8 protein-coding genes, 3 tRNA genes and 1 pseudogene are annotated in these 11,776 nt (G+C 42.5%); 2 read left to right on the top strand and 10 right to left on the bottom strand.

Going from position 1 to position 11,776, the window contains the following annotated elements:
• Window positions 1-260 precede the first annotated feature (260 nt).
• A pseudogene (locus tag AC0L6H_RS13720) lies at window positions 261-995 on the top strand (IS4 family transposase); the annotation flags it as partial.
• A complete protein-coding gene (locus tag AC0L6H_RS13715; protein WP_473394535.1) occupies window positions 956-1,600 on the top strand; it encodes a transposase in 645 nt (214 codons plus the stop codon). The pseudogene AC0L6H_RS13720 and the gene AC0L6H_RS13715, both read left to right, overlap by 40 nt.
• A 259-nt stretch (window positions 1,601-1,859) precedes the next feature.
• Here AC0L6H_RS13715 and AC0L6H_RS13710 read toward each other — a convergent pair whose 3' ends face one another.
• The 10 genes from AC0L6H_RS13710 to gltX all read right to left on the bottom strand — a co-directional run bounded on the left by AC0L6H_RS13710 (window position 1,860) and on the right by gltX (window position 11,573).
• Entirely contained in the window at window positions 1,860-2,537 is a 678-nt protein-coding gene (locus tag AC0L6H_RS13710) for a choice-of-anchor E domain-containing protein (RefSeq protein WP_473389620.1), read from the bottom strand.
• 323 nt (window positions 2,538-2,860) lie between these two features.
• Complete coding sequence (locus AC0L6H_RS13705; protein ID WP_473389619.1) at window positions 2,861-3,538, bottom strand: choice-of-anchor E domain-containing protein; 678 nt, start codon at window positions 3,536-3,538, stop codon at window positions 2,861-2,863.
• A gap of 318 nt (window positions 3,539-3,856) precedes the next feature.
• Complete coding sequence (locus AC0L6H_RS13700; RefSeq protein WP_473389618.1) at window positions 3,857-5,200, bottom strand: amidohydrolase family protein; 1,344 nt, start codon at window positions 5,198-5,200, stop codon at window positions 3,857-3,859.
• Window positions 5,197-6,603, bottom strand: a complete 1,407-nt coding sequence (locus tag AC0L6H_RS13695; protein WP_473389616.1) for an amidohydrolase — start codon at window positions 6,601-6,603, stop codon at window positions 5,197-5,199. The genes AC0L6H_RS13700 and AC0L6H_RS13695 overlap by 4 nt, the downstream gene beginning before the upstream one ends.
• 119 nt (window positions 6,604-6,722) lie before the next feature.
• The gene (locus AC0L6H_RS13690; RefSeq protein ID WP_473389615.1) at window positions 6,723-7,649 is read right to left on the bottom strand and encodes a tRNA-dihydrouridine synthase; all 927 of its coding nucleotides are present in this window, start codon (window positions 7,647-7,649) and stop codon (window positions 6,723-6,725) included.
• A gap of 46 nt (window positions 7,650-7,695) precedes the next feature.
• Entirely contained in the window at window positions 7,696-9,459 is a 1,764-nt protein-coding gene (locus AC0L6H_RS13685) for a diguanylate cyclase domain-containing protein (RefSeq protein WP_473389614.1), read from the bottom strand.
• Between the two features lie 217 nt (window positions 9,460-9,676).
• Window positions 9,677-9,752 (bottom strand) — tRNA-Glu (locus AC0L6H_RS13680).
• A gap of 142 nt (window positions 9,753-9,894) precedes the next feature.
• Window positions 9,895-9,970: transfer RNA gene (locus AC0L6H_RS13675), tRNA-Glu, on the bottom strand.
• A 12-nt stretch (window positions 9,971-9,982) separates the two neighbouring features.
• Window positions 9,983-10,058, bottom strand: a tRNA-Ala gene (locus AC0L6H_RS13670).
• A 105-nt stretch (window positions 10,059-10,163) separates the two neighbouring features.
• A complete protein-coding gene (gltX, locus tag AC0L6H_RS13665) occupies window positions 10,164-11,573 on the bottom strand; it encodes a glutamate--tRNA ligase (protein ID WP_473389613.1) in 1,410 nt (469 codons plus the stop codon).
• Window positions 11,574-11,776 lie beyond the last annotated feature (203 nt).

Genomic DNA, 11,776 nt, shown 5'->3' with positions numbered 1-11,776 from the left:
CCGCTTTCCTACACCAACCGTGGTCCTTCACAAACCGTCATCTTCCGCCAACCGTCATCTTCGCGCAGGCGAAGATCTCCTAAAAAGCCTAGCAAGCCCAATAGAACCCGACATCTTCGCGAGTAATTGTGGAGATTCCTGCCTTCGCATAATACTGATCGTTTAAGAATTGATCAGTCAGTTTTTATAGTAGCCAAAGCACCTTGACTAGGCATAAAATGAGATCAAACTAAGGGCACTCAAAACTTAGTTTGATTATTATGCTCACTCAAGGCCTTGCCACAGTTTTCTCTGAAGAATGTCTTCACAACAAAATCAATGTATTTAATGCGCCACTCCCAACTGAATGGTTAGAACAAGCACTTTCACTAAGTGATAATGTTTCCATAAGACGACGAAAATTACCACCGCAACAGGTACTTCGTCTGGTTGTCGGTATGTCACTTTTACGCCAGGAATCGATCCAAGAGGTAGCGACTCGTTTAGCATTTAGTTCAAAGGGTCTTAATAATGACTTGTTGGCGGCACGAAGCTCATTGAGTAATGCAAGGCAGCGACTAGGGTTTCAACCCGTCAAAACGCTATTTGAATTAAGTGCACAGCACTGGAATAAGCAAACCCATGTGGAAGATAATTGGCAAGGTTTGCAAGTCTTATCGATTGATGGAACGACACTTCGCACCGAAGATACACCAGAACTAAGGGAGCACTTTGGCTCGGTACTCAATCAAAGTGATGCTAAGTCAGGTTATCCTGTCATGCAATTGACCTGTCTTATGAATGTGCGGAATCATTTGATACTAGATGCTCAAGCCTCCAAGTTTAATGAGCCGGAGTTGAGTCATGCCGCAAAGCTGGTATCAAAAGTGTCCGACAACAGCATATTACTTATGGATAAGCTCTATCACTCAGCAAAGCTGTTGATTGACATTGAGAACAATGGACAGCAGAGGTTCTGGGTAACTCCTATCAAAAAAACCTTAAGTATACGGTTAAGCAAAAATATGCGTCCAATGATGCTTATGTTGAGCGTGACCTCAGCAGTGCAAGGAGAAAGGATAAGTCCCTGCCAAGGCACTGGGGTATGAGGCTTATCACCTTTAATATAGGTCGCGATAAAGAAGTAAAACTTGCCACGAATCTGCCTCATGAAGATTATTCAGCCAAAGATATTATTGAGTTATACAAAGAACGTTGGGAAATTGAGCTGGGTTATCGAGAAGTCAAAGTATCCATGCTTCAAAATGCATTGGTACTGCGAAGTAAGAAAAAAGACCTTGTTTATCAAGAACTATATGGCATGTTAATCGCCTATAATTTAGTGCGACATGAGATAGCGCTGACAGCAGTGGAGGTCGGTATAAGACCAACAAGGATAAGCTTTACAGCAGCCTTACGTATTGTTTTATATGATTATTATATGCTCGCTACAACAAATAGCCTACATACCATTCCCGCGAGAATGAAAGACCTAACGAATGTGTTAAAGGACTTTGTTCTACCAAGAGAAAAACGGCGAAGTAACCCCAGAGAGAAGAAGACCAATGTCATGCGGAGATACGCTACCAAGAAGTCGAAACACTTACAAAAAAATGCTTAAGCGAACAGTATTATGCCTTCGCAGGAAAGACGGTTGGTTTGAGCAAACAGTATTATGACTTCGCAAGAACGGAGAAAGACGATTGGTATGAGCAAACACTATTATGACTTCGCAAGAACGGAGAAAGACGATTGGTTTGAGCAAACAGGATGATGCCTTCGCAAAAACGACGCATAGGGGAATAACCCATTATACTTCACGCAAAAAAATCACCGCTTGTGCGGTGATTTTAAAGAATGTGTGTGTTCTTGCGATAGCTTTATTTACGCGCTTTTCTTAAGCCAGCAAATGCTAATAGACCTAAGCCCATCAATGCAATGTGTGAAGGAGCCGATACTGGCACTGTGATGTCAGTGTAATTATAGATAACTGAAACGATACCACCTGCTTGCGTGGTGAAACCTGTTACTAAGTTACCAGCGCCTGTTGCAGAGCTTGTTGCGTTCGCATCAAATACGAATGACGTTGAACCTGGGCCTGTAAATGCCGCTAAGGTGCCAGCATCGGTAAACGTCGCTGAAGTCGCTGTTGTGCTCGCGGTAACATTGTTTAAAGTAAAACCTGAAGTACCGCCGTAATCTAGGGTACCGTCATACGCTGTTGCACTAAAGGTATTTACGATTGTAGGCATCGCCACAACCAATTGGTTCATCATTGTATCGAGAAGGATAAGCTCAGCAGATAAATTAGTTACGATAGTTGCTGGTTGTGCGTCTCTACTTTCGACTTCAGCAGAACCGATGATTTCGCCTGCAATTGAAAAAGCGACTGAGTCTAGTACGCGAGTACCGCCCATGGTATCAAACTTAGCTATGCTTACTGAGGTTTCAAAGTTAGTATCTGAAATACCAACCGGTTGACTAACACTGATACTTGCTGCATTTGCAAAACCAGCTGCACATAAAAGGGTGGCGCCACATAAAATATTTTTTAACATCGTGAATTTCCTTAAAGTATAAATAGGATTAAACAAACTTTAGCCGGGAGTGACTAAACGTTCCTACAACTAAGGTTTTGCAATGGCTGTGCCAACTTTTAAAAACACTTTATTTCATGCACTTAGCTAAGTTGCTATCTGGATTGCGATGCCAATGTAAAATATGCTGACGACTTCGACAGACGCATAGATTGCATTAAATATACGAAAATATACCTAAAACACCTTTGCTTGTACTATCAGCATAATGAGTGATATTACACGCAAAAAAAATCACCGCATTTGCGGTGATTTTTTTTGCGTGTGTGTTCTTGCAATAAAGCTTATTTGCGCGTTTTTCTTAAGCCAGCAAATGCTAATAGACCTAAGCCCATCAATGCAATGTGTGAAGGAGCCGATACTGGCACTGTGATGTCAGAGTAATTATAGATTACTGATACTAGACCACCTGCTTGGGTAGTAAAACCAGTTACTAAGTTACCAGCGCCTGTTGCAGAGCTAGTTGCGTTCGCATCAAATACGAATGATGTTGAACCTGGGCCTGTGAATGCCGCTAAGGTGCCAGCATCAGTAAACGCTGCTGAAGTTGCTGTTGTGCTCGCGGTAATGTTATTTAAGGTAAAACCTGAAGTACCGCCGTAATCTAGAGTACCGTCATACGCTGTTGCGCTGAAAGTATTTACGATTGTAGGCATCGCCACAACCAATTGATTCATCATTGCATCAATAAGAATAAGCTCAGCAGATAAATTAGTCACGATAGTCGCTGCTTGTGCGTCTCTACTCTCAACTTCAGCAGAACCGATGATTTCGCCGTCAATTGAAAAGGCGACTGAGTCTAGTACGCGAGTACCGCCCATGGTATCAAACTTAGCTAAGCTAACAGTAGTTTGAAAGTTAGTATCTGCGATAGTAACAACTTCGCTAACAGTGATACTTGCTGCATTTGCAAAACCAGCTGCACATAAAAGGGTAGCGCCACATAAAATATTCTTTAACATCGTGAATTTCCTTCAAGTATAAATAGGATTAAACAAACATTAGCCGGGAGTGACTAAACGTTCCTAGTACTGAGGGTATAGCAATGGCTGTGCCAACTTTTTATTTTATTAATTTACAGCTACTTATGAGATTTAGGAATTGGCACTGCTCTACTTTGTAAATGATCCTGACAACTGAAAAAAAGCAATAATAAAATAACAAACCTTTCGCAAACCATTACTATTCTTGGCCTGCAAGTACCAACATTATTAAATTCGCCCAAAAAAAGCCCCAATACAATTCACATTGTATTGGGGCCTATATCAATATTGAGCTACTTAATGCGAGTATGTAACTGGTTTAGCCGTATCTCTATTTAAGTAACGATCACGCAATTTCGTTTGTCGCGACTCCATTTTCATCGAAACACCGTTAATAAAAACGTGCTCAGCCGCTTCAGTTACTTCTAGTGGATCACCTGACCAAACAACAAGATCAGCCTGTTTGCCTGCTTCTAAACTCCCCACCAATTTATCTACGCCGTAGATTTTAGCCGGGTTAATGGTCAAGGCGGCCAAGGCGACATCATGAGGTAAACCGTTAGCTACCGCGTTACCTGCATGTTGAGGTGCAAGGCGAATATTGTGAGTGTTGATACCAATCGATATTTCTACGCCGGCTTTATTTAGCCTTGCAGCGTTTTCCATGGTTGCACCTAACTGATCAAATTGTCCCGGCAGGTTGTGTTCTGGATCAAGAATAACAGGGACATTCGCTTGGGCAATTTGTTTTGCAACGCGCCAAGCGTCACTTGCACTGACCAATACTAATTGAATATTAGTAAAGCGCTCCTTGAGAGCTAGTGCTTGTAATATATCATTTGCTCTGTTTACTGTTAGCAATAATGGCATCTCGCCTTTAACAACCTTAATAAGTGCCTGAGCATCGGCGCGCGATATCATCGCATGCCATTCTTTTGCTGGTGACAAGGTTTCAGCCGATAAGGCTTGCGCTTCTTCTAAACTTTGCATAATCGCTAACCACAAGGCTGCGCGGCTTTCACCAATAGTATTAGCGCCGCCACTTCCGGCATCAACATGCATGTAGGCGCCTGAACGAACGAGTGAATCAAACGACTTAGATAAGCTAATAAAAGCGCCCTGCCCGTTAAACACTTGTCCAGTTGAACTAATGCCGGTAGCAGCACTGGTAAAACCTTCTAGTCTAGTAATGTCAATCAATGTTGAATCCGTATTTATAGCATATTTGACGTCGAAGGCTGCGCCCACACTTGATAAAGCATGGCCGCCCTCATGAGTATCAACGCGCGAATCATTGACCCCAGCAGAAGAGCTCACTTCCACCAAGCCTAAGCTAGTTAAAGCACCAATAAAACCGGGCGTGACTACCTTGCCAGTGGCGTCTATTTCGGTATAACCAGAAGGTACAGATATACCATCGAGTACTTGTTTAATCTTACCGTCGTCAATCAATACAGTGCCTTGTTCAATGACACCTTTGCTCGCCATGGTATGAATTTTTGCTCCTGTTATTGCTAGTTTTTCAGCATGGGCTTGCGAGCTTAAAAATAATGCACTAAGACACAGAAAACTAGTGAAAGCTGCAGGATTAACCATGAATTTTTTATTAAGGCGACTCACTACTTTACATAACTGTTTCATTTGGCATCTCCTTGTGCAATTTGACCAACTTCAAAATCACTCACCGGCCAGCTGTCAGGATTGCTTCTGTCGTAGACCATTGCGCCATCGATAAAGACTTTTTCTGCTTGAGAATAGGTCGAAAATGGATCAGCGGACCAAAGTACGACATCAGCATTTTTACCTTCTTCGATTGACCCGGTGTGTTCAAAGATACCCAACGATTTAGCAGGGTTTGCTGAAAGCCATTGCCACGCCTCTGCTTGGCTAATGTCTAATCCGGCTCTACGCCCATCTGACCATGCCTTAGCAGCTTCTTGGTTTAGACGCTGAATACCCAAATCACTGTCTGAATGCACAATTGCGCAGGCATTTGCCTTATGTACCATAGAAACATTTTCACGGATGCCGTCGTACGCTTCCATTTTAAAGCCCCACCAATCAGCCCACATAGCAGAACATACTTCGTTTTCAGCGAGTTTATCGGCTATCTTGTATGCTTCTACGGCATGATGAAAGGTACCAATTTTATAGTTGAATTCTTTCATGACATCCATCATTACCGCCATTTCGTCGGCTCGGTAACAATGCATATGTACTAGAATTTCTCCGTTCAGCACACCAGCTAAAGTTTCAAGTCGCAAATTACGTTCTGGCGCTTGCGCTCCTTCGCCATCTTCTAATGCGGCCTCGTATTCATTCCACTTCTTTTGATATCCTTGCGCTTCAATCCATGCTTTGCGGTATCCAGCAACATTCGCCATGCGCGTCATTGGACCGCCTTTACTGCCATAAACGCGCTTAGGGTTTTCGCCACAAGCCATCTTTATGCCATAGGGCGCTTCAGGAAACTTCATGTCTTGCATAGTACGGTTAGGTAGATTTTTTACCGTTACACTGCGGCCACCAAAAAGGTTAGCCGAACCGGGTAAGATTTGCAGGGCCGTAACCCCTCCTGCCAATGCTCGCTGAAAACCGGGATCCTGCGGCCATATCGAATGCTCGGCCCAAACTTCAGCGGTTACTGGTCCAGTCATTTCATTGCCGTCTGAATGCGAACGCGTGCTGGGTGAGGCATATACGCCCAAATGACTGTGGTTATCGATTATGCCCGGTGTTAACCATTTACCTGTACCATCAATTTCAATCGAATCTCGTGGTACAGAAACATCGCTACCAAATTCGGAAATTTTACCGTCTTCAAGTAGTATTTCGCCCTCTTCGATTTTATTTCCTAGACCGTCCAAAATAGTGACATTAGTGATCACAACGGGCTTAGACTCAATACGTTGATAAGTGCTGGGAAAAGGATTCTTTTTATCTCGTGCAGTTTGCTCTTTGCTATCGTCGTCGCTACATGCGCTCAAAAATACTGACGAAACCAACAGGGCTAGCACTAATTTAGGTGTAGATATTGTATACATTACGTTCCTTGCTAAATAGTTAAGCTTAAATAATAATTATGGGAATAATGCTGTGCAGCTTAATCCTAATAGGCAATTGCAATTAGCGCAAATACCAAAGCATTAAATTTTAAAAATATTTAGGAAAGTAAGGTTTTCACTATCTCATTAGCATCTTTCATTCGGCGTAACTGCATAAACATGTCTTCAGCTTCAGGGTATTGTCTTTTTAAATAGGTAAACCACTGTTTAATACGGTTGGGGAAGTATAGGCCTTTTTCAGATTTAATTTCATAAGCGGTATATTTAACTAATAGCGCTTTAACTTCGTCCCAAGAATAAGGCGTATTGCCATATTTTATGGTGGCCGCTAAATTCGGCAGTGCAAGCGCACCGCGCCCCAGCATAATGTCACCGGTCTGACTTTGTTCAATACACAATTTCGCGTCTTGTTGACTCCATATTTCGCCATTAGCAATCAAAGGAAGCGTCGTTTTAGCTTTAATCTTTGCAATCCAAGGCCAGTAAGCCGGCGGACGATAACCGTCTGTTTTGGTGCGTGCATGAATTGCAAGTGACGAGGCTCCTGCACTTTCAATCGCTTGGGCATTTTCAATTGCCAGCGCAGTATCTTCAAAGCCTAAACGTATCTTTGCGCTAACCTCATGCTCACTCGGAACCGCATCTCTGACGGCCTTAACAATATCATATAAGGTTTCAGGGTACTGCAACAGTACAGCGCCCCCTTTTGATTTATTGACGGTTTTCGCTGGACATCCAAAGTTTAAATCAACACCGTGTGAACCAAGTTCAATGGCGGTTAATGCGTTTTTTGCCAACCAGTATGGGTCTTGCCCGAGTAACTGTACTTTTACTTTTACTCCCGTACTGGTGTAGCCATCATTGTGGAGTTCTGGACACAAACGATAAAAAACGCGATGAGGGAGTTGCGTAGCTACAACTCTTACAAATTCAGTGACACACAAATCATAACCACCAACATTGGTAAGCATGTCTCGCATTAAATGGTCGACAACTCCTTCCATAGGAGCCAATATAATTTTCATGAAAATATTATCTCGATCGCCAGACGACCATTTGCGTAAGGGGTAATTATTGCTCAGACTGCATATTTAAAGACAGCACCATATTATTCAATATTTCATCAATATCGTCGAAACTCTCTGCGCTATAATAAATACTCATACTAGAATCAACGCGTATATCATCTTGTTTATTGTGCTTCGCAAAGGTGCTCGCTAAGCCCTGTTTGGCTCGTTCAAAAAACGCTTGCGCGGGTTCTTCTTCAATATCGACTAAACATAAAATGAATTGATGAGGTGCAAATTTGCCTAGTAGATCTGAACTACGCGTAATTCCTTTAAAGGTAGTCGCTATTTTAGCTAGCACATCATCCCCTTTCATAGAGACTAATGATGGATTAACTTCGATGAAGTTTGCCATGTCAAAAATCGCTAATGCATTGGTACATTGTGGCCTAGGTTTAGGTAATTGCGCTAGTTTATTGATCACGGCCTCATGGGTAAGCACTCCCGTAGCGTTATCGTAAGACTTATGCTCTATGTACTTTCGTCTTACAAACCACAGTACAATCAGCAGAGCCACAAATAATGCTATACCCGCAGCCCATATCACTTGATTTTTGGTTTGTTTTTGCTCGTTTAGGGTTTCTTCTAAGTTGATGATTTTATCATGAAGGCTAGTGAGATCTAAAGCGCGGTTATTGTTCTGCGTCACTCTTATGATTTGCTGCATTTTGTCAGCGTATTTTTCAAGTGCCAGCGTCGCACCTTCTAGGTCTTGTGCCATTAAATGTGCATCAACTAAAAACTTCAGATAATGTTTGCTGTTATTAAAATAGTTTTTATATGTGTCACTGGCATCTGCTTCAGATTCAAGATAATCACGCAAACATTGCAGGTCTTCTTTTGAATAACATAAGACAGCGTCATACCAACTCTTAAAGCCATTGTAGATAATGTTTTTATTACCCGCGCCTATTGCTTCCCAACTTTCAAGCGCATTCGCTAAATTCTTATAATCTTTAGTACTCGCGTAATAACCTGCTAGATGAACATGGTATAAAACCTTGGTTTGCACGGTGCCGCTGCGTGCATTAATAGAAGCAAACTTTTCTAAGGCTCGTTTAGTACCCTCATGATCATCACTTGCTCGCAAGGCTGTAATTAAGTTGCCTAGCAGAGTGACTAAGTTTTCATCGGTATAAATATTTTCTGCGGTATCAAAGGCCTTTTTATATTGGTAAGCTGCCAAACTCGGTTGGCCCGAGACCGCATAAAAATAACCCACTCGGTTGTACGCATGAGCTAACGCTGCTGGATTATCCATTTTGGCGATTGACTCTAGCAACTTATACATTGAGAGCAAACGTTCATCTAACCTCGAATTCATGCATTCAGAGATATAGCCCATACTCGCACTTAGGTGAACATCAACATATTTGTCTTTTGCAGAATCGCGAGCGAGCGAATAATAATCACAAGCTTCTTTTTTTTCTTGCACGTCAAAAACAAATCCGTATTGAAAAATCGCAGAGGCGTAGTATTTAGCGTTGCGGTCGGCATCCTTGTTATCGAGCAATTTCTTTACCATTGCTTGCGCTTCAGCAAATTTACTGGCACAAATCAAGCCATGGGTTTTCATACTCGTCAATTGCAGAATTTGCTGAGTACTTAATTCAAAATCAGGATCGCCCGTATTCCCTTCTAGAAATTTGTCTATACCAGTATTCACTTCAGCGCTAGGGCAATCGTAAGTGGGTGTGTATGCAGAGGCGATAAACTCGTCAATATCCATACCGGGTTCAGTAGAGAGCCCCGCTTTTACAATCGGCATCGAGAGTAAACTGCTAAAAATTAATATGGAGAAAACAAGCGTTCTAGCGAACAAAATATACCTGACCTTTTTAAAAACTGTGAAGCATAGGCAACAACAAAAGTTGACATCAAAGCTTAAGTTTTTAACGCGCTAAACACAAGAAGATATCTCAAAAAAATAAACGTATAGAAACAAAAAAACCAGCTTAAAAAAGCTGGTTTTTCTGTTTTCAAAATGGCGTCCCCTAGGGGATTCGAACCCCTGTTACCGCCGTGAAAGGGCGGTGTCCTAGGCCTCTAGACGAAGGGGACAAAAAACGATGTTCTTGCCGGTACGCAACATTTCAAATTGTAAACGAAAAATAGTATGACTACTAGTGTTCGTTTTAACTTAACCGTGAGCCTAGTAATGGTTAAGTTCTAGTGGTGCCAAATTATTGCACAAGCAAAAAAGTGGCGTCCCCTAGGGGATTCGAACCCCTGTTACCGCCGTGAAAGGGCGGTGTCCTAGGCCTCTAGACGAAGGGGACACAATAAGTCCTTGGTGGAGCCAGGCGGGATCGAACCGCCGACCTCTTGCATGCCATGCAAGCGCTCTCCCAGCTGAGCTATGGCCCCATGTGTCAACACACAGTACCAATCTTAAAACCTAAACTGGGCACTACACTTGTGTGACAGCGGGGCGCATTCTAGGCATCGAGCGCCGTCATGTCAACGATTTTTTTAAGAATTTTCTCGATTGCTTATAAAGTCGACAGCCTTGTCTATTCTTTGTACAACTTGTGCTTGTGTAAGCAGCGCTAAGGTCACATCGAGCGATGGAGAGTTTCCTCCGCCTGTTACCGCAACTCTTAACGGCATACCAATTTTACCCATGCCAACTTCAAGTTCAGTTGCCGTATCGTTTATCGCTTGTTGAATATTGCTAGCATCCCAAACCGACAAATTAGCCAGTTTTGATTGCACCGCAATGAGGTTGTCTTTCACAACAGGTCGCAAATGCTTTTTAGCAGCCCCTGGATCGAACTCTGTAAAGTCTTCGTAAAAATAACGACTAACTGACGCCAATTCTTTTAAAGTCTCTACACGGTCCGCCTGAACAGGAATGAGCGCTTCAAGTGATGGACCATTGGCAATATCAATACCTTGATCCCCAAAATGCCAAGCTGCGAAGCTGGCAACTTCACTTGCTGGCAATGTTTTCATGTAATGCTGGTTGAGCCAAACGAGTTTTTCAGTATTAAACGCACTTGCTGATTTACTAATATTGTCCAAACTAAATAACTTGATCATTTCGTCAAGACTAAATATTTCTTGATCTCCATGAGACCAGCCTAAACGAACCAAGTAATTCACTACGGCTTGGGGCAAATATCCATCGTCACGATATTGCATAACGCTGACCGCACCATGACGTTTAGATAATTTTTTGCCATCGTCCCCTAAAATCATACTAACATGCGCGTATTCAGGAACTGGTGCGCCTAAGGCTTTTAGAATATTAATTTGACGAGGCGTATTATTAATGTGGTCCTCCCCTCTTACTACATGAGTAATACCCATTTCCCAGTCGTCAATTACAACGCAGAAATTATAGGTAGGTGCACCATCGGTACGACGAATAATTAAATCATCAAGTTCGGTGTTTGATATTCTAATCTCACCGCGTACACGATCATTGAAGACCACATCACCTTCTTGAGGATTTTTGAAACGAATAACGTGGGGCTGGCCTTCAGGATGATCGCTTCGGTTTCGCCACGTGCCTGGGTAACGAGGTTTCTCTCCATTTTCTTCTTGTTTTGCACGAATAGCGTCTAGCTCTTCACTGCTCATAAAACACTTATACGCGTGTCCCTGCTCTAGCAATAAATCGATGAACTTATTGTAGGTGTCAAAACGCTCGGTCTGATAATAAGGACCTTTGTCATGGCTTAGCCCTAACCATTGCATACCGTCTAATATGGCCTGCTTAGCTTCGTCTGTAGACCGTTCTAAATCTGTATCTTCGATGCGAAGCACAAATTCACCACCTTGATTTTTGGCATATAGCCATGAATAAAGCGCAGTGCGAGCACCACCTACATGTAAATACCCCGTTGGACTAGGGGCAAAGCGAGTAACTACCGACATATTTATGTGTGACCTTGTCTTAAATTTAAAAGCTAGCGTATTCTACAGCGTTGCTAGTTGCTTCTAAAGCATTAAGCTATATTTTTATTTTGTTCGTTGTCATTAAGTTGCAGTATGACGTTTTATTGGTCAACGGTCTGTATTTGGGCCCAGCAAACGCTGAGATTTTCACTAAATTGCGTTATTTTTGCGCAAACACACTT

The sequence above is a fragment of the Glaciecola sp. G7-5 genome, from assembly GCF_055808975.1.
Note: the sequence above shows the minus strand (reverse complement) of the source record. Positions and strands in the feature narration are given on the sequence as shown.

Bases quoted from the DNA above. Each gene is read 5' to 3' on its own strand.
- AC0L6H_RS13710 (WP_473389620.1), bottom strand. From the start codon at position 2,537: ATGTTAAAAAATATTTTATGTGGCGCCACCCTTTTATGTGCAGCTGGT.
- AC0L6H_RS13705 (WP_473389619.1), bottom strand. From the start codon at position 3,538: ATGTTAAAGAATATTTTATGTGGCGCTACCCTTTTATGTGCAGCTGGT.
- AC0L6H_RS13700 (WP_473389618.1), bottom strand. From the start codon at position 5,200: ATGAAACAGTTATGTAAAGTAGTGAGTCGCCTTAATAAAAAATTCATG.
- AC0L6H_RS13695 (WP_473389616.1), bottom strand. From the start codon at position 6,603: ATGTATACAATATCTACACCTAAATTAGTGCTAGCCCTGTTGGTTTCG.
- AC0L6H_RS13690 (WP_473389615.1), bottom strand. From the start codon at position 7,649: ATGAAAATTATATTGGCTCCTATGGAAGGAGTTGTCGACCATTTAATG.
- AC0L6H_RS13685 (WP_473389614.1), bottom strand. From the start codon at position 9,459: ATGCCGATTGTAAAAGCGGGGCTCTCTACTGAACCCGGTATGGATATT.
- gltX (WP_473389613.1), bottom strand. From the start codon at position 11,573: ATGTCGGTAGTTACTCGCTTTGCCCCTAGTCCAACGGGGTATTTACAT.